The 16,479-nt window shown below is 62.6% G+C and carries 17 protein-coding genes, 1 other RNA gene and 1 pseudogene; 11 read left to right on the top strand and 8 right to left on the bottom strand.

Annotation, left to right across the window (positions count from 1 at the left end; all coding sequences use genetic code 11):
• Positions 1–2: 2 nt before the first annotated feature.
• From SS05631_RS10355 to SS05631_RS10345, 3 genes are all read right to left on the bottom strand, one after another.
• On the bottom strand, positions 3–869 hold the full coding sequence (locus SS05631_RS10355; RefSeq protein WP_037415602.1) for a branched-chain amino acid ABC transporter permease: 867 nt from the start codon (positions 867–869) through the stop codon (positions 3–5).
• Between the two features lie 95 nt (positions 870–964).
• Positions 965–2,164: an ABC transporter substrate-binding protein gene (locus tag SS05631_RS10350; RefSeq protein ID WP_037415605.1), complete on the bottom strand. Its 1,200-nt coding sequence runs from the start codon at positions 2,162–2,164 to the stop codon at positions 965–967.
• Between the two features lie 230 nt (positions 2,165–2,394).
• Positions 2,395–2,829 carry a DUF1772 domain-containing protein gene (locus tag SS05631_RS10345; protein WP_037415608.1) on the bottom strand — a complete coding sequence of 145 codons (435 nt, stop codon included), beginning with the start codon at positions 2,827–2,829 and terminating at the stop codon, positions 2,395–2,397.
• Between the two features lie 476 nt (positions 2,830–3,305).
• Here SS05631_RS10345 and SS05631_RS10340 point away from each other — a divergent pair, with 476 nt between their 5' ends.
• A complete protein-coding gene (locus SS05631_RS10340) occupies positions 3,306–4,712 on the top strand; it encodes an FAD-linked oxidase C-terminal domain-containing protein (RefSeq protein ID WP_037415611.1) in 1,407 nt (468 codons plus the stop codon).
• Between the two features lie 64 nt (positions 4,713–4,776).
• Positions 4,777–8,520 (top strand): AsmA-like C-terminal region-containing protein, encoded by a 3,744-nt coding sequence (locus SS05631_RS10335; RefSeq protein WP_037415614.1) that lies wholly within the window; start codon positions 4,777–4,779, stop codon positions 8,518–8,520.
• Positions 8,521–8,552: 32 nt separating this feature from the next.
• On the opposite strand, the gene SS05631_RS10330 is transcribed toward SS05631_RS10335, so the two are convergent.
• From SS05631_RS10330 to ssrA, 4 genes are all read right to left on the bottom strand, one after another.
• Positions 8,553–8,783, bottom strand: a complete 231-nt coding sequence (locus SS05631_RS10330) for a ribbon-helix-helix domain-containing protein (RefSeq protein WP_037415616.1) — start codon at positions 8,781–8,783, stop codon at positions 8,553–8,555.
• Positions 8,784–8,876: 93 nt separating this feature from the next.
• Positions 8,877–9,098: a DUF4169 family protein gene (locus tag SS05631_RS10325; protein ID WP_037415619.1), complete on the bottom strand. Its 222-nt coding sequence runs from the start codon at positions 9,096–9,098 to the stop codon at positions 8,877–8,879.
• 15 nt (positions 9,099–9,113) lie between these two features.
• Positions 9,114–9,623: an SspB family protein gene (locus SS05631_RS10320; protein ID WP_037415622.1), complete on the bottom strand. Its 510-nt coding sequence runs from the start codon at positions 9,621–9,623 to the stop codon at positions 9,114–9,116.
• Positions 9,624–9,823: 200 nt separating this feature from the next.
• Positions 9,824–10,180: a transfer-messenger RNA gene (gene ssrA / locus SS05631_RS10315) on the bottom strand.
• Positions 10,181–10,327: 147 nt separating this feature from the next.
• Between ssrA and SS05631_RS10310 the strand changes: the two are divergent.
• The 4 genes and pseudogenes from SS05631_RS10310 (at position 10,328) to SS05631_RS10295 (ending at position 11,625) form a co-directional block, all read left to right on the top strand.
• Positions 10,328–10,635 (top strand): annotated as a pseudogene (locus SS05631_RS10310) (DUF2853 family protein).
• A gap of 243 nt (positions 10,636–10,878) precedes the next feature.
• Positions 10,879–11,085: a hypothetical protein gene (locus tag SS05631_RS10305; protein ID WP_037415625.1), complete on the top strand. Its 207-nt coding sequence runs from the start codon at positions 10,879–10,881 to the stop codon at positions 11,083–11,085.
• Between the two features lie 19 nt (positions 11,086–11,104).
• Positions 11,105–11,347 (top strand): hypothetical protein, encoded by a 243-nt coding sequence (locus SS05631_RS10300; protein WP_037415629.1) that lies wholly within the window; start codon positions 11,105–11,107, stop codon positions 11,345–11,347.
• A 59-nt stretch (positions 11,348–11,406) separates the two neighbouring features.
• Positions 11,407–11,625: a hypothetical protein gene (locus SS05631_RS10295; protein ID WP_037415662.1), complete on the top strand. Its 219-nt coding sequence runs from the start codon at positions 11,407–11,409 to the stop codon at positions 11,623–11,625.
• Positions 11,626–11,637: 12 nt separating this feature from the next.
• Here SS05631_RS10295 and SS05631_RS10290 read toward each other — a convergent pair whose 3' ends face one another.
• Positions 11,638–12,060: a gamma-glutamylcyclotransferase family protein gene (locus SS05631_RS10290; RefSeq protein ID WP_037415637.1), complete on the bottom strand. Its 423-nt coding sequence runs from the start codon at positions 12,058–12,060 to the stop codon at positions 11,638–11,640.
• Between the two features lie 191 nt (positions 12,061–12,251).
• On the opposite strand from SS05631_RS10290, the gene SS05631_RS10285 reads away from it, so the two are divergent.
• The 5 genes from SS05631_RS10285 (at position 12,252) to SS05631_RS10265 (ending at position 16,475) form a co-directional block, all read left to right on the top strand.
• Positions 12,252–13,046, top strand: a complete 795-nt coding sequence (locus tag SS05631_RS10285) for a thymidylate synthase (protein ID WP_037415665.1) — start codon at positions 12,252–12,254, stop codon at positions 13,044–13,046.
• A gap of 76 nt (positions 13,047–13,122) precedes the next feature.
• Complete coding sequence (locus SS05631_RS10280) at positions 13,123–13,728, top strand: glutathione S-transferase (protein WP_037415642.1); 606 nt, start codon at positions 13,123–13,125, stop codon at positions 13,726–13,728.
• Positions 13,721–14,260, top strand: coding sequence for a dihydrofolate reductase (locus SS05631_RS10275; protein WP_037415645.1), 540 nt, complete (start codon positions 13,721–13,723; stop codon positions 14,258–14,260). Before SS05631_RS10280 ends, SS05631_RS10275 begins: the two co-directional genes overlap by 8 nt.
• A 203-nt stretch (positions 14,261–14,463) precedes the next feature.
• Positions 14,464–15,546 (top strand): FtsH protease activity modulator HflK, encoded by a 1,083-nt coding sequence (hflK, locus tag SS05631_RS10270; RefSeq protein WP_037415648.1) that lies wholly within the window; start codon positions 14,464–14,466, stop codon positions 15,544–15,546.
• Positions 15,543–16,475 carry a protease modulator HflC gene (locus tag SS05631_RS10265; protein WP_037415651.1) on the top strand — a complete coding sequence of 311 codons (933 nt, stop codon included), beginning with the start codon at positions 15,543–15,545 and terminating at the stop codon, positions 16,473–16,475. Before hflK ends, SS05631_RS10265 begins: the two co-directional genes overlap by 4 nt.
• The last annotated feature ends 4 nt before the right edge of the window (positions 16,476–16,479 follow it).

Here is a 16,479-nt window from a genome sequence, read left to right as displayed (position 1 = left end):
GATCAACCCCACGGTTTTCCCATCAGCCCGTGCGGACGGATGCTTAGGAAGATCATCAGCAGAGCAAAGATGACGAGGTAGGTGATGTCGCCATATTCGCGCAGCACGGTCAGGCCCACCGATTCCATCATGCCAAGGATGAAGCCGCCCGCAATCGCGCCGCCGACGACCCCGGCGCCGCCGATCATCACCATAAGGAAGGCTTTGATGGAGATCGGCCCGCCTATACCGGAATTCACTCCGGTGATGCTGACGAGCAATCCCCCGACGACGCCCGCAAGCATCGCCCCGAGCGCGAAGCCGATCATCGAGTAGCGCTCGACCTTGACGCCCATCAACTGTGCCGCAACGCGGTCCTGCGCCAGCGCCCGCATGGCGCGGCCGGGCTTGCTGTATTGCATGAAGAGCATGAAGGCGGCGATCATCAGGATGGCGATCACGCCGACGGCAATGCGGTCGTAGGGCAGGATTACCCTGTCGGAGACGAAGACGCCGCTGATGATCTTCGGCACGCCTCGCTGCTTCTCGCCGAACAGGAGCAGCATGACGGCATCAAGAAAGAATGCCGTCGCCGCGGCCAGCAGCATCGTGCTCTCCTCGCGCTTGCTGCGGCGGACCACCGGCCGGAAGAGGAACTTTTCCATGAGTGCGCCGATGATCGCCAGCGTCACGCCCGAGCAGATCAGCGCCACGACGAATGGCAGCTTGAGCTGGCCATAGATCGTGTAGGTCACGAAGCCGCCCAGCACATACATCTGCCCGTGCGCGAAATTGAGCACGTTCATCAGGGCGAAGATCAGCGTCAGCCCCAACGCGATCAGCGCATACTGGGCGCCGAGATAGAGTCCGTTGGCAATTACCTGTTCCATGCGGCGAATCGGCCCCTGTCGAGCTTGGCGGTGCGAAGCGCTTTGAGTTTGCCGGGGGGCGCGAGCCGCGCCCTCGGCCTCTCGGTCTGCGAGCGTCAGTCCACTTCGCCGACGAACAGGGTCTGGAATTGGCCGTCCTTGAACTCGGTCACCACCATCGGAACGGAGAGCTGTCGTTTCTGGCCGAAGGAGGTAGCGCCGACATATTTCAGTGTGCTGTCCTTGGCGTAGGGATTGGGCGCCGAGAAGGTGTCCATGGTCTTCTTGAACTCTTCGACGTCATCGATCGCCTTGGGGTTCGCCTTCAGCGTCTCGATAATGTACTCGAGCGCGTAGACCTTGGTGTTCGACTCGTCATTGTATTCGCCGAACTTCTTGGTGTAGCGATCGATGAACTCCTCCATCACCGGCGTGCGGATTTCCGGCGTCGACGCGCCACCGACGGAAATGAAACCATTGGCAAGTTCGCCAGCGCCCTCTTGCAGGACGGTGGCGTCCTGCGCAGTTTCCGCCGAGATCAGGCCCTCGTAACCGAGTTCGCGGGCCGCGCGGATCAGGAGCGGCGCATTTGCCGGTGCGACACCCGAGAGCACGAGGAGGTCAGGCTTCAGTTGCACGATCGGTGTCAGCACGGGCGTGAAGTCGCGGGTGTCGTTCTGGTAGGTGTCTTTCTCCGCGACCACCTCGAGCCCGAGTTCCTTGGCCGCGGCAACGCCGCTGTCGCGCTGGCTGAGCGGATCGGATTCGTTGGCCGCGATAAAGGCAACCTTCTTCACACCCTTGTTTTCTTTCAGATATTTGTAGATGGCCGGTCCCGACTGATAGTTGGCGACCATTCCGAGCACGGCATTCGAAGCCGGAGGCGTATAGAGGGCTTTCGGGAAGGCATAGGGGAAATAGATGATCCCCTTGGATTCCGCCACCGGGCGGACGGCGGCAGCGCCGTCATCTACATTCGGTCCGACCACGTAGTGGATACCTTCCTGGGCCATTTTTTCCATGCCGGCGATGGCCCGCTTCGGGTCCTTCTGGTCGTCGAAGGTGACGATGTTGATGTTGTAGGTATCTTCGCCGATCTTCACGCCACCCATTTCGTTGAGCCAGTCGGCCCGCGTCTGCATCGAGCGGACGTTCGATGTGCCCCAAGCTGCGGCGGGACCGCTGGTCACACCGACGAAACCGATTTTGAGCTCCTTGTTCTCGGCCTGCGCGGAAAACGCTCCTCCCGCCACGATAGCCAGAAATGAAACGGCGCCAAGCGCCAGCGATTTCAATGTCGAGCGTCTGTTGATCATCTCACTCCCCATTTTTCATCCGGCGCGATGTGGCTGCGGATGTGTTAGGGAAAGCCTAAAGTACATTATTGTCAACATTGCTATGCGATTTTGTATACAAAACTCGAGATCCCACAGGAGATGACAGCCGGCAGCGGGTTACATCTTGTGTCGAAGTAGGGGCGCCTTGCCCGGCCGGTTGCAGCCGAGATCGCCAAGCTCGATCAAGGTGTTAGCAGAAATCGTCTAGCTCACATCCGGTCAGCGGCTGCAGCAAGATAGATTGCCGTTGCAACCGCGCCGAGAGCGCTGCGACCGGCATGGAATTTGCCCCAGCGCATGATGAGCTCGCGCGTCTCCTCGCTCGCCTGGTCCGGGGGCGTCGTCTCCAGACGGTTGTTGATCGGCATGATCAGCATCAGCGTATAGGGCCAGTTCAGGATAATGACGGCGGCGCCGAGGCCCCAAAGGGGGTTGCCGCTCTGCCACCAGGCGGCAGCGCCGAGGAGACCGGATATGATCGCCAGAGAGGCCTGCATCTCGAAGCCGCGGCGATAGGCTGGACCCCACTCTGCCAGTGCGGCGCGGTGGTCGAGGCGAAGCCGGGCCGGCTGTTCTGCAATGTTGATGTAAATGGCGGCGCCGAAGAAGACGGATGACGTAATCAAAGCGAGCAGGCCGAACATCAGACGCTCTCCCGTTTTCAGACATGATACCCGAAGGGCTCGCAAACAAAAGCTGCATTATAGGCTGATGGCCGTCCTCCATTGCGCGCTTCCGCGAGGCGTGCGAGGTTTGTGACAAGCCGGTATCAGCGGCGGTGATTTGGGATGCGCGCGCCGCAAGGGATCGCGTAACTTCTGGACAAACCGATTCCGATTTGCACAGTAGCGCCTTGAAATGAAAGCGCTTCGCCATCGACGTTCTGCCTTGGCCTGTTGGAGGTCGATCGAGCGTCCTTGGCGGACGGTCAGGGCAAAGCGGTCACCGAACGGCTGGAGCGCAGCGCGATCCGATGCGAAGCGGACTGCCCGGCGGCTTTCCGCAGTTGGTGACTGTATAACTCCTTAATTCGGCGTCGAATTGAGGATAGATTGTGCGGGCGTTAAAGAACGTTGCGGCGGCTGCCTTTCGGCATGTACGTCGCAGGAGGGAAGATGTCGTGGCGTTGAAGGCGATCAGGGCGGGGTCGAGGAACGAAAGCGGCATCGCCGCAGCCAAGACGCTCCTCGGCGGACGATTCGGTGATCGGTTTCAGACGGGAGAGGCCATCCGGTCCCAGCACGCCAACACGACGACCTACATCCCGGCACAGCTTCCGGACGCGGTCGTCTTTCCCGAAAGTGCATCCGAAGTTCGCGAGATCGTCGAGATCGCATCGGCGCATTGCGTGCCGCTCATTGCCTTCGGCGCCGGCTCTTCACTCGAGGGCCATGTGAATGCGCCGCATGGCGGCATATCGGTCGACATGATGCGGATGAACCGCATCCTTGCCGTCAATGCCGAGGACCTCGACTGCACGGTCGAGCCGGGCGTGACGCGCGAGGAATTGAACGCCTATCTGCGCGATACAGGCCTCTTCTTCCCGATCGACCCGGGCGCGAATGCCTCGATCGGTGGCATGACCTCGACGCGGGCGTCCGGCACCAATGCGGTGCGCTACGGCACCATGAGAGAGAACGTGCTTGCGGTCACCGCGGTCGTCGCCGGGGGACGAGAGGTCAGAACCGCACACCGGGCCCGCAAGTCCTCGGCCGGCTATGATCTGACGCGGCTTTTCGTCGGGGCGGAAGGGACCCTCGGCATCCTCACCTCGATCACGCTGCGCCTGCAGGGCATCCCGGAGGTGATATCGGGCGGCGTCTGCCCGTTCCCGACGATTGCCGACGCCTGCAACGCTGTCATCCTGACAATTCAGTCGGGCATTCCCGTAGCCCGCATCGAACTCCTCGACGCCGTGCAGATGCGGGCCTGCAACGCCTATTCCGGTCTGGACTATGGGGAAATGCCGACGCTCTTCGTCGAATTTCACGGCAGCACCGAGAGCGTCGAGCTGCAATCGCGCCAGTTCGCCGAAATAGCGTCGGAATTTGGTTCTACAGGATTTGTCTGGACCACCAACCCGGAAGAGCGGGCGCGCCTGTGGCGAGCGCGGCACAATGCCTACTGGGCGCAGAAGAGCCTGAAGCCCGGCGCCGCCATCCTGGCGACCGATGTCTGCGTACCGATTTCGCGGCTTGCCGATTGCGTCGCCGCGACACATGAGGATATCGCCGCACATGGGCTGATCGCCCCGATCGTCGGCCATGCGGGCGACGGCAATTTCCACGTCGGTGTGCTGTTCGACGACAAGGACCCAGCCGACGTGGCGCGGGTCGAGGCTTTCGTCGAACGGCTGAATAGCCGTGCACTGTCGATGGATGGTACTTGTACGGGAGAGCATGGCATCGGTCAGGGCAAGATGCCGTTCCTGGAAGCGGAGCTCGGCGGAACGATCGATCTGATGCGGCAGATCAAGCGTTCGCTCGATCCGGACGACATCTTCAACCCGGGCAAGATCTTCACGTGATCCCGGCGGATCGGATGAAACTCGCAAAGTGGGGCGCGAACGGAACAGATGGGAATGTGACACGGTGCTGGCGCGAATTTTCGTAATCACTGGCGGCCTGTTGGTTGTCGCGCTTTTTGCGGCGCTGATCGCACCGTTGTTCGTAAACTGGACCGATTTCCGCACCGATTTCGAGCGCGAGGCGAGCCGTATCATGGGCAAGCCGGTCGTCGTGCACGGCAGCGTCGATGCGCGGCTCATCCCCTTCCCGACGGTGACCCTCAACGACGTGCGCGTCGGCGCTGAAGGCGGCGGGGAGCCGCTGATCCAGGTCGCCCAGTTCTCGATGAGCGCCGAGCTCGCACCCTTCTTAAGCGGCGAGGCGCTGATCTTCGACATGCGCCTCGACCGGCCGCGGGCAAAACTGCGGCTGCAGCCGGACGGGACGCTCGATTGGGCGCGCGGCCCGCGCGCGGCGATCCCGGCGAACACCGTCGTGCTGGAAAACGTCGAGATCGTGGACGGCGAGATCGAATTCGTCGACGAGCAGACCGGGCGTACGCGCCGAGTGAGCGATCTTTCCGCCGACGTGTCGGCCCGTTCGCTGGCCGGTCCCTGGAAAGTCGAGGGCCGTGCCGCGCTCGATGGCGAAGCGGGCAGCTTCTCCTTCGTGAGCAATGCGGTGGACGAGGAAGGAGCGCTCAGCCTTCGCGCCCGGCTGACGCCGGACGCGCGCCCCTTCGGCGTCGAGCTCGACGGCGAGCTCAAAGTCGTCGATTTCAGGCCGGTCTATGCGGGCCGCTTCACGCTGACGGAGAATCGGCCGGCCGAGGAGGGAAGAACCGGCCGGGCGCTGCGCATCAATGGCGAGTTCCAGCTCACCAATGAGAGCATCCGCGTGCCGGAATATCATTTCGAGGTCGGTCCGCCGGACGATCCTTATGTCGTCACCGGCGAGGCAACGCTCGATACCGGCAAGGATCAGAAGTTCCTGTTGATCGCCGACGGGCAGCAGATCGACGTCAGTCGGATCGGCAATTCCGGCCGGGGCGGCAAGACCGGTCGCGACCCGGCAGTTTCCCTGCGACAGCGGGTCGAAACGATGATGGCGATTGCCGCCAACATCCCCATCCCGCAGGTGCCGGGCCGTGCGAGCCTGAAGCTTCCGGCGATCGTCATCGGCGATACCACCGTGCGCGACATACGTCTCGACGTCAGACCTGACGGCGCCGGCTGGATCGTCGACAACGCGGTGGCGCTGTTGCCCGGCCGCACGCAGCTGGAGGCCAAGGGACGGCTGAACCTCATGGGGCAGCGCGCCTTTCGCGGCGACATCGTCGTCGCCTCCAATCAACCGTCGGGGCTCGCCAATTGGCTCGCCGGATCGGTCGATCCCGCCATTCGCAAGCTTAAGACGGCGGGTTTTGCCGCGACCGTCAACCTCACCGACACGCTGCAGCAATTCGAGAAGCTCGAAGTGGCGGCCGGCCCAGCGACCCTCAAGGGAAGGCTGGAGCGCCAGTCCTTTGCCGAGCAGCAGCCGACGCTGTCGCTGCAGCTCAAGGGAAACCGCATCGACCTCGAGGCGCTGCAGGCGCTGGCCGGCCTCGTTGCCGGAGATGCTTCGACCGCAACCCTGCTCAATCACGCCATCGCTGCCGAACTGTCCGCCGAGACGTTTTCCGCTTTCGGCGAGGAGGCGCGCGACGTGCAGGCCGTCCTAACGCTCAAGAATGGCCAGTTGCAGGCCGAGCGGGTGGCAATCGGCAACCTTTCCGGCGCCCAACTCGCCTTTTCCGGCCGCGTGAGCGGCGGTTTCGAGAAGCCGGTGATTTCGGCGAAGATGAAGCTTGCCGCCGAAGAGCTGACGCCGTTTTTGGAGCTTGTCGGGCGGCACACGATCACCCACCCGGCCCTGGCGCGGCTGATCAGGGCCGGACCCTATTATTCCGCCGCTGCCCTCGACATGACCTTGACGGCGGGCAGCAAGGAGGGCAACGCGCCCTTCACCTTTGGGGTGATCGGCACCGCCAATGGCGGCAAGATTGCCGCCAGCTATCAGGCGCCGGACGTTGCCCAGGCCCTTGCCGGAAAAGGCATATTGCTGGAGGCGACGCTCGAGAACCCGCAGACCCCGGTTCTTCTCGGCCAGGCCGGGCTCGATCCGCTGCCGTTCGATGCGGACGCCAACGGCATTCTCGCGGTCAAGCTGCAGAGCACGGAGGGTTCTGAGGCGAACGGCTCGCTGACCTTCACGACCGAGAAGACGCAGATCGCCGCCAAGGGGACGGTCGACCTTTCGAGGGATCACTATCTCGAGGGTCAGGGCAAGCTGACGCTGCAGACGGAGGATTTCGAGCCCTATCTGCTGCTGCAGGGCATTGCCTTGCCGCAGATGGGCAGCGGGCTGCCCGTGAAGCTGACCGCCGACATCGCAGTCGACCCTGAGAAGGTCGCGCTTTCAGCCATCGAAGGCAGCGCCGACCGGAACGGGTTTGCCGGTAGTCTGACGCTCGACCGCAAGGCGCCCGGCACGGCGCGCGGCGAACTGGCGCTCGATACGATCGACCTTGCCTGGCTCGGCGAAGGGATTCTTGGACAGGTCCACGACCCATCGGCCGGTGGATTGTCGGTGGCGCCCCTCGCGCAGCCCGCCTGGACGGGGCTCGACGTCGCTCTCGACCTCACGGCAAAGCGCTTTTGGCCGGGTGTCTATGGGGAGATTACCAGCTTCCGCGGCAAGCTTGAATGGAAGGGCGATGAACTTGCCTTGAGCGAGGCGGCGGGCGACTGGTTGGGAGGTAAGCTCGTGGGACGGCTGCAAGTCGGCAACGCAAACGGCTCGGGTTTCCTGCGCTCGCGGTTCGACCTGACGGGCGGCGATCTCGCTGCGGCGGGATGGGCGCGGCAGAACGGTCCCGTTGCGACCGGCCGGTTCGACCTTTCCGTCGCGATGGAAGCGTCCGGTGCGACGCCGAAGGCGATGGCAAGTTCGGTCAGCGGCTCGGGCTCGGCGACGTTCAATGGCGTTACGCTCAACGGCATCAACACGGCGGCGCTGCCGCAACTGATGGCCGCGGCCGATGCGATGAAGACCGAGATTTCGCCGGACGCCGTGCGCAAAGCCGCTGAAGAGCTGCTCTTCAATGGCCAATCGGTCGTCGGTACCGTCAAGGCGCCCTTCAGCATCGCCGGCGGAACCGTCAGGGCACAGAACGTCACGGCCGCGGACGGCAATGCTGCCTTCTCCGGCGAAGTCTCCTTCGATCTCCCGGCCGAACGGATAAGCGGTGCGGTCGATCTCACCTTCCGGCCGGGTGAAGAGGCGCTTGCCGGCGCTGAGCCGCGCGTGCGCTTCGGCTATGCGGGACTGCTTGCGGCCCCCGGCGTCAGCGTCGACGTTACCGACCTTGCCAATTTCCTGTCGCTTCGCGCTTACGAAAAGGAGCGTCGGCGGGTGGAAACGCTGCAGGCGAACGTTCTTGAAAAACAGCGCCTGCGCCGAGAGGTGGCGCTTTACAGGGCGCGGGCCGCCGAGCGCGAAGTCCAGCGGCGGCGGGCGATCATCGAGGAGCGCCGGCGCCAGGCGGCCGCGGCCGAAGCGGCGCGGATGAAGGCCGAGGCGATGGCGCGGGCAGCCGAAGCTCGTCGGGCGGCCGAAGAGGAGCGCCAGCGCTTGCGCCAACTTCCGCGGCCGCCAGCGCAGCCTCAAGGCGCTCCGGTCCAAGACGTTCAGCGGAATGCGCCGCCGCCCGCCGGCGAGAACGCCGGCCCGCCGGCGGGGCAGGGGCTGAACTTCGACATGCTGCCCGACATCACCGTGCGGTAGATCAAGAAGTCAGGAAAATGAGGTTGAGCGGATCAAAGAGATTCCGCGGCCTTTGCCTGGGCTTTTATCCAGGCAAGCACGTATAGCCGCAGCGCCGAGGAGAGGTTTGCTTCCGGATCGCGCCCGTCGTCGATCTCCGCGATCAAACGCGCGAGCGGCATGTCGCGGCTCTTGGCGATCGACTTCAGCTCCTGCCAGAAGGGATCCTCAAGCGTGAAACTGGTGCGGTGTCCGTGCAGCGTCGCCGAATGCTTGGCGATCATCCCTGGCCTCACAAGTCGATTCAACGGGTTGGCAATCCGATTCCGGAATCGTTTCCAAGTCCTTGTGGGGGAATCGTTTTTTTAGAGGGCGGCTCAGGCCTCGTCCCCATCGGCAACGGGCCGATCTGGCGATGCCGAGCCTTCCAGTCGGCCCTGATCGAGCGTCTTGGTCGCCTTTTCGTTCAGGGCCGTCGTGAGGGATTTTTCCGTTTTCGTTCGGCCGAAAGAGATCCGATTCTGTTCGGCCTGCGTCTCCCGCCCGGCGCGGGCCTGTCGCTTGCGGAACTGACGCAGGTTGACGACCTCGCCGCTCATGCCACGCTCCGGCGGTCAGTTCTTCTTGCGGAAAGAATCGAGCGAGACGACCGAACCGCCGCCGCCCTTCGGGCCGTCGCCCGCCGGGCTCTTCTGCTCAGCGTCATCGGCCTCGTTGACCGGGTAAGCGGTAATCTCCGCCGATTCCGACTCGTCCTCCTCGCCGGCCGCGACATCGAACTCGAGTTCGAAATTCACCGACGGATCGTAGAAACCGCGAACAGCATTGAAGGGGATGACCAGCTTTTCCGGCGTATCGGAGAAGGAGAGGCCGATTTCAAAGCCGGTCTCGGAAACTTTCAGGTCCCAGAATTGATGTTGGACGACGATCGTCATCTGTTCCGGGTACTTCGCCTTGAGATGTTGCGAGATGCGTACGCCGGGAGCCCCCGTCAGGAAAGTGATGAAGAAATGGTGGTCACCGGGGAGATGGCCGGTAGCGGCGACTTCGGCCAGCACCTTGCGGATGACGCCGCGAAGCGCGTCCTGCGCCAGAATGTCGTAGCGGATGTGGTCCTGGCCCATATGATCCCCGTCTTTCTTCAAATTCACTTTACCGCATGATGGCTCGGATCGAAATCGCGTTTCATACAGCAATTCAATGCCCTATTCGGGGCGGTCGGCGTCAGGCCGTTCGTGCCTGGCCATGTTTCGTCTCATTGCCCGTCCAAATCGGACGAGTCAATTAACAAGGCATCTATAGCCGATTTCAGCACGGGGGAGAAGGTGAAGGCTTCTGTTGCCAGGTGCCTTCGGACCCCGCCTTACGGTGCTACCCGGAAGGACTTGATTTGAAGTGCCGCACCGCCGTTAGGCAGCGAGACGTGCTTCAGCATAGTTGTCGTTTGCAACTATAAGTTTAGCCCGATAACGGTGGTACAATGCCGAGCAAAAAGTCGATCTTTACGCCCTTGTCGATCCTATTTCGCCCCCATCAAAAGCCGGTCCAGCGACCGGTTTTTGGTGGAGGCGCCGGGTACCGCCCCCGGGTCCAATGGGTTTATTGCATCGCCCGTTTATTGCCATAGCCGCCCGAAGACGGCTCCTGTCATATAGGTCTTTCAAGCAGCCAAGAAAAGGGGTGAGGAAAGGAAATCAGACGGATAAGTCTCGGGCCTGCGCCTGCCTCCAAACGCTTGATATGCTCGAACAGCGTGCAAAACTTTCCTTGCTGCACGCAGTTCGCGAAGAGTGCGCATTCAGCCAACAAACGTCAGGTGGCGGGAAGCATGAACGACTATCTCGCAGACGTACAGAAATACGACAGAGTGCCGATGAGGCCGTCGCGAACAAAATCGTGCGTCGCCTCGGGATCGCACTTCGAAATCGTGATTCGGCGCTCGTCTCGGCCTCCGATCCCGACGAACTGGAGCGGGTCAAAGAGAGGTGGTGCGAGAAGAAGCTCGGCGTCGGCGGGTCGGAGGCAGATGCGGCGATCGCCGCGGCTGCGAAGGCCATGGCCGAGGACCGTTCCAAGTCCCGCGTCACCTTCTACTACCTCGTCGCGAAGGAACTCGGCAAACTGCAGACGCTCTGATCGGAGAGGCAGGGGATGGCGGATCCGTCACCATCCCCTTACCTCGGTCGACGCCTTCGGCTCTCCCCCATCCATCTCCATCCCTCCCCAGGCATCGTCGTCCAGCGCTCTCGTCCAGACGTTGCGGGCTTGGCCTGCAATCGTCCTCCATTCTCGGAACATTCGCTGCCGGGCCCGGTTAAGACATCAGGCCGGCGATGCCCGCTGGCGCGGCAAGATCGGCAGGAAGGGAAGGGCACCCCGATGACAACCTCCAAACAACCGAGAACACAACGACCGAGCGACAAGGACCTCAAGCGGGATCCCGGCATCGGTCAGTCCAAGGGCATTCGCGGACCGTCGGACCACGAAAGCCTCAAGCGAGACAACACGATCGAAGGCGATGTGGCGAATGACCCGACGCCGCAAGGCGGTGCCAATCCGGGCCATCGCGGCCGAACGAACAAATGAGCCATCAGGAGATCCGATCATGGTCGGCAGGAAGACGCACGAACAGCAGCAACGGATAATTCAGGGCCGCGAGAAAACATCGAATGCCGGCAAGGACTTCGATGCCGAAGCGGAGCTCAACCGATCGGATGCTCTGCGCAGGGCGGAGCGGAAGGGGCAGAAGCTCGACACGGCGCATGCGGATGCGCGCGAGGAGAACGATCGCAGCATTCTGAGAGGCGAGAACCAGGAAAGCCGGCACCACAAGGACACCGGGCGGTAGATCGCCTCATTTCGGCAATTCTATAGCCTCGCGAAAGCTGAGCGGCAAAGGAGATGGCAATGGCCAACGCCAGTCGTAAGAACATCGGAAAGCCAGACAAGGGAAAGGGCTCCGGCAGCGGTGCCCGCACCACTATGAAAGACGGAATGGTCGGCGAGAGCGACGTATTGTCCAACCGCGACAAGGCACAGCACTCTCAAGCGAGGGGGCTTGACCAGAACGCGACGAAGACAGAGCAATACCAGGACCACGCCGGAAATCGGCGACCTGCGAAATAGAAGGTTAGGGCACTACATTCCGCGGCGCCAGGGCGGCACGAAGCGCCTGTCTTCATAGGATCGCAGATACCCGGTGTGGACGGGCCCGGCGAGAAACCTTGCCTTGAAGTAGGCGAAAGCCTCGCAACGGCAGCCGTGCCGCCTCGGCACCACGCGAATACGCCGCCGGAAATTGCCGGGCTTGCCGATCGACTCCATGCGGTCGAGTCGTTCGAGCGTAGCGGGGTCAATCGCATAGAGTTCGCCGCTGACACGCAAGCCGCTGCCGGGCTCATGGAACATCATCGGCGCGAACGACGGTCCAGCGACAAGCATCGGATAGTTCGCTGCGGTGCGATAGGGCCCGAGATAGGCGGCGTGCGCCAGGCCGCGCCGATGCAGCGGAAAGCCTTTCTTCAAGGTGCCGAAAATGAAAACGAACTGAGGTCTTTCCATCAAGCGATGGCTCCGATGCGGTGCCCCCTCCAACGTTCAAGATCACCGGCTGTTCCGGGCTCCGCGCGTTCCGCATGCGATAGAAGCGCCAAATCGCGGGAAAACGTCGCCACGCCAGTGGTTCCCCCATGGCTTACACCTTGGCTTCGTCCTATTTTCAAGGCACGAACGAATCGGCGGTGCGAAGGACCATGCGGCAGTATCTAGAGCTTCTCGACCACGTGATGAGCAACGGAACCGACCGGGGCGACCGGACAGGCACCGGCACGCGTTCCGTCTTCGGCTATCAGATGCGCTTCGATCTCGCCGAAGGCTTTCCGGTGCTGACCACCAAGAAGCTGCATCTGCGTTCGATCATCCACGAGCTCCTTTGGTTCCTAAAGGGCGAGACGAATATCGCCTACCTCAAGGAAAACGGCGTCAGCATCTGGGACGAATGGGCCGATGAAAGCGGCGAACTCGGGCCTGTCTATGGCTACCAGTGGCGGTCCTGGCCGGCGCCCGCCGGCGGCCACATCGACCAGATCGCCGGGCTGATCGAGGGCCTGAAGACCAATCCGAATTCGCGCCGGCACATCGTCTCGGCCTGGAACCCGGCGCTCGTCGACGAAATGGCGCTGCCGCCGTGCCATTGCCTCTTCCAGTTCTACGTCTCGGACGGCAAGCTCTCGTGCCAGCTTTATCAGCGTTCCGCCGACATCTTCCTGGGCGTGCCGTTCAACATCGCGTCCTATGCGCTGCTGACGATGATGGTGGCGCAGGTGACCGGGCTGAAGCCGGGCGACTTCGTGCACACCCTCGGCGACGCGCATATCTACCATAACCACTTCGAGCAGGCGCGGCTGCAACTGACGCGGACGCCGAAGGCGCTGCCGAGGATGGAGATCAATCCGGCGGTCAAGGACATTTTCTCCTTCAAGTTCGAGGACTTTACGCTCTTCGGCTACGAAGCCTATTCACATATAAAGGCGCCCGTCGCGGTCTGAACGCGAATGTACTGGAGTATCGGGCGGCCAGTCACCCGGTGACGCCCAAAAATGCCGGCGAGGACGGGAGGTTCTGATGCTGACATTGATCCATGCACCCTTGTCGCGCTCGTCGCGGATCATCTGGCTGCTCGAGGAGCTCGGCGCCGAATACGAGATTCGCTACGTCAATATTCGCCGCTGGGATGGGTCCGGCGGCCCGGACGAGAACAATCCGCATCCGCACAAGCAGGTGCCGGCGCTGCTGCACGACGGAACGCTCGTCTGGGAGTCGGCCGCCGTCGTGCAATATCTGACCGATCTCTATCCCGACTCAAGCCTCGGTCGGCCGCCCGGCCACCCGGACCGCGGCGCCTATCTTTCCTGGCTTGCCTATTATGCCGGGGTGATCGAGCCGACGGCGCTTGCCCATATTTCCGGCGTGACAGTCAGCAACCCGATGCTGGCGCGCCTCTACACCGAGATGTGCGCGCATGTCATCGATGTCTTGACGCGCCAGCCCTATCTCATAGGCGACAGGATGAGTGCGGCCGACCTGCTGCTCGCAAGCGCGCTCCAATGGATGCGCAAGATCCTGCCGGAAAGCGACGTGATCGACCGTTACATCCACGCCGTGACCGACCGGCCGGCGCTGCTGCGCGCCCGCGAAATCGACAGCAAACCGAGTGGCTTCCATGACTGATGCAGGACCGGAGCCGAAAATCGTCATCGTCGTCGCGGTTGCGACCAACGGTGTGATCGGGCGCGAGGGCGACCTGCCGTGGCGGCTTTCGACGGACCTCAAGCGGTTCAAGGCGCTGACGATCGGCAAGCCGGTTATCATGGGGCGAAAGACCTGGGCGTCGCTCGGCCGCCCGCTGCCAAGCCGGCCGAACATCGTCATCAGCCGCGACCTGAACTTTACGGCCCCGGGAGCCGAGGTCGCCTCTTCGCTCCAGGAGGCGCTCGACAAGGCGCGAGCGCATGCGGCGGAGCTCGGTGCCGACGAGATCTGCATCATCGGCGGCGGGGAGATCTACCGGCAGTCGATCGACCTTGCCGACGTGCTGCACGTGACCGAAGTGCAGGCCGAGGTGGAGGGCGATACGCGCTTTCCGCCGATCGACCCCCAAATTTTCGAGAAGGTCTTCGAGGAGGATCTGCCGCGCGGTGAGAAGGACAGCCATGCGATGCATTTTGTCACGTGGCGTCGCCGCGAAACGCTGCCAAAATAGTCGAAGCCGACCGGTGGCGAATACTCGCTTCGTTCCTTTCCGATCGCGTCGAGAAGCCGTCAACTATTTTTAGCACTTTACGGTGAACTCGCCCGTATCGCGTTGAAAGCAATGCACATGATACCTATAACGGGATCACGTCGTGACCGGCCGCATGTCTGCGGGGCGTCTAGCGAGAGAATTTTCTTTGAAGAGAGGTTTTGATGCCCTGGAGCAATCAGAATGGCGGCGGCGGCCCATGGGGCGGCGGCGGCAATCAAGGGCCATGGGGTCAGGGAAACAGACCGCGCGGAGGCCGGGGCGGCCCGCCGGATCTGGAAGAGATCATCCGTCGCGGCCAGGATCAGCTGAAGAACGTCGTTCCGGGCGGCTTCAACGGTGGCATCTTCGTCATCGTGGGCCTGCTGATCGTCGGCTTCCTGCTGCTGAATTCGATCTACACCGTCCAGCCGGATGAACGCGGCGTCGAGATGCGCTTCGGAAAGCCGAAGGAAGAAATCTCCATGCCCGGCCTGCATTACCATTTCTGGCCGCTCGAAACCGTCGAGATCGTCAAGGTGACGGAGCAGCAGCTGAATATCGGCAGCCGTGTTGGCGCCCAGTCGAGCGCCGGGCTGATGCTGTCCGGCGATCAGAATATCGTCAACGTGCAATTCTCGGTACTGTTCTCGGTCACCGATCCGAAGTCCTATCTCTTCAACGTCGAAAACCCGGCCGACACGCTGCAGCAGGTGGCCGAGAGCGCCATGCGCGAGGTCGTCGGCCGGCGCCCGGCCCAGGACATCTTCCGCGACAACCGTCAGGCGATCGCCGCCGACGTCAAGAACACCATCCAGGCCACCATGGACACCTATGGCGCCGGCATTTCGGTGAACACGGTCGCGATCGAGGATGCGGCGCCGCCGCGCGAAGTGGCCGACGCCTTCGACGAGGTGCAGCGCGCCGAGCAGGATGAGGACCGTTTCGTCGAGGAAGCCAACCAATATGCCAACCAGGTGCTCGGCAAGGCGCGCGGTCAGGGAGCCCAGATCCGGGAAGAGGCGGCCGCCTACAAGGACCGCGTCGTCAAGGAAGCCCAGGGTGAGGCGCAGCGCTTCATTTCGGTCTATGACGCCTATTCCAAGGCACCGGAGGTCACCCGCAGACGGCTTTACCTCGAAACCATGCAGGATGTTCTCGGCAAGTCGAAAAAGGTCATTCTCGACGAGAAGAACGGCCAGGGCGTGCTGCCCTATCTGCCGCTCAACGAAATCGGCAGGCCCGCGCAGTCGGGAGGTACCCAATGATAAACAATCGCAGTTCCATCATCCTCATCGTCCTCGCGGCGCTGCTGGTCGTCGTCTACTCGTCGGTGTTCGTCGTCAATGAGCGCCAGCAGGCGATCGTCGTCCGCTTCGGTGAAATCCGCGACGTGAAGACCGAGCCCGGGCTTTATTTCAAGCTGCCTTTCGCCTTCATGGATGCCGACCGTGTACAATATGTCGAGGACCAGGCGCTCCGCTTCGACCTCGACAATATCCGCGTGCAGGTTTCCGGCGGCAAGTTCTACGAGGTGGACGCCTTCGTGGTCTACAGGATCGCCGATCCCCGCCGCTTCCGTGAAACGGTGTCCGGCGACCGCGAATCTGCAGAAGCGCGTCTTCGCACGCGTCTAGACGCGTCGCTGCGCCGCGTCTACGGCCTGAGGGGCTTCGAGGCGGCGCTTTCGGACGAGCGCGCGTCGATGATGCGCGAGGTTCGCGCCGATCTGCGGGGAGACGCGGAATCGCTCGGACTCAACATCGAGGACGTCCGCATCCGCCGGACGGACCTGACGCAGGAAGTCTCGCAGCAGACCTTCGACCGCATGAAGGCGGAGCGCCTGGCCGAGGCCGAACTGATCCGCGCCCGCGGCAACGAAGAGGGCCAGCGCCGTCGCGCTATTGCCGATCGCCAGGTGGTCGAGATCGTCGCCGAAGCCCAGCGCGATTCGGAAATCCTTCGAGGCGAGGGCGAAGCCGAGCGGACGGGCATCTTCGCAGACGCTTTCCAACGCGACCCCGGTTTCTTCGAATTCTATCGCTCGATGGCGGCCTATACTCAGTCGATCGGAAATCCGGACACAACCGTCGTGCTGTCGCCGCACTCCGAATTCTTCCGTTATTTCAACAGCGCGGACGGGGCGGCGGCGCCGCTTTCGCCGACCGTACCGGCAGCGCCTGCGACCGGAGATTGAACGG

This window comes from Sinorhizobium sp. CCBAU 05631 (genome assembly GCF_002288505.1).
GTDB classification, from domain to species: domain Bacteria; phylum Pseudomonadota; class Alphaproteobacteria; order Rhizobiales; family Rhizobiaceae; genus Sinorhizobium; species Sinorhizobium fredii_C.
Note: the sequence above shows the minus strand (reverse complement) of the source record. Positions and strands in the feature narration are given on the sequence as shown.

What these genes read in the sequence shown, in the direction of transcription:
- SS05631_RS10355 (WP_037415602.1), bottom strand. Translation starts at nt 869, where the DNA reads ATGGAACAGGTAATTGCCAACGGACTCTATCTCGGCGCCCAGTATGCG.
- SS05631_RS10350 (WP_037415605.1), bottom strand. Translation starts at nt 2,164, where the DNA reads ATGATCAACAGACGCTCGACATTGAAATCGCTGGCGCTTGGCGCCGTT.
- SS05631_RS10345 (WP_037415608.1), bottom strand. Translation starts at nt 2,829, where the DNA reads ATGTTCGGCCTGCTCGCTTTGATTACGTCATCCGTCTTCTTCGGCGCC.
- SS05631_RS10330 (WP_037415616.1), bottom strand. Translation starts at nt 8,783, where the DNA reads ATGATCGCCAAGCATTCGGCGACGCTGCACGGACACCGCACCAGTTTC.
- SS05631_RS10325 (WP_037415619.1), bottom strand. Translation starts at nt 9,098, where the DNA reads ATGAGCGGCGAGGTCGTCAACCTGCGTCAGTTCCGCAAGCGACAGGCC.
- SS05631_RS10320 (WP_037415622.1), bottom strand. Translation starts at nt 9,623, where the DNA reads ATGGGCCAGGACCACATCCGCTACGACATTCTGGCGCAGGACGCGCTT.
- SS05631_RS10305 (WP_037415625.1), top strand. Translation starts at nt 10,879, where the DNA reads ATGACAACCTCCAAACAACCGAGAACACAACGACCGAGCGACAAGGAC.
- SS05631_RS10300 (WP_037415629.1), top strand. Translation starts at nt 11,105, where the DNA reads ATGGTCGGCAGGAAGACGCACGAACAGCAGCAACGGATAATTCAGGGC.
- SS05631_RS10295 (WP_037415662.1), top strand. Translation starts at nt 11,407, where the DNA reads ATGGCCAACGCCAGTCGTAAGAACATCGGAAAGCCAGACAAGGGAAAG.
- SS05631_RS10290 (WP_037415637.1), bottom strand. Translation starts at nt 12,060, where the DNA reads ATGGAAAGACCTCAGTTCGTTTTCATTTTCGGCACCTTGAAGAAAGGC.
- SS05631_RS10285 (WP_037415665.1), top strand. Translation starts at nt 12,252, where the DNA reads ATGCGGCAGTATCTAGAGCTTCTCGACCACGTGATGAGCAACGGAACC.
- SS05631_RS10280 (WP_037415642.1), top strand. Translation starts at nt 13,123, where the DNA reads ATGCTGACATTGATCCATGCACCCTTGTCGCGCTCGTCGCGGATCATC.
- SS05631_RS10275 (WP_037415645.1), top strand. Translation starts at nt 13,721, where the DNA reads ATGACTGATGCAGGACCGGAGCCGAAAATCGTCATCGTCGTCGCGGTT.
- hflK (WP_037415648.1), top strand. Translation starts at nt 14,464, where the DNA reads ATGCCCTGGAGCAATCAGAATGGCGGCGGCGGCCCATGGGGCGGCGGC.
- SS05631_RS10265 (WP_037415651.1), top strand. Translation starts at nt 15,543, where the DNA reads ATGATAAACAATCGCAGTTCCATCATCCTCATCGTCCTCGCGGCGCTG.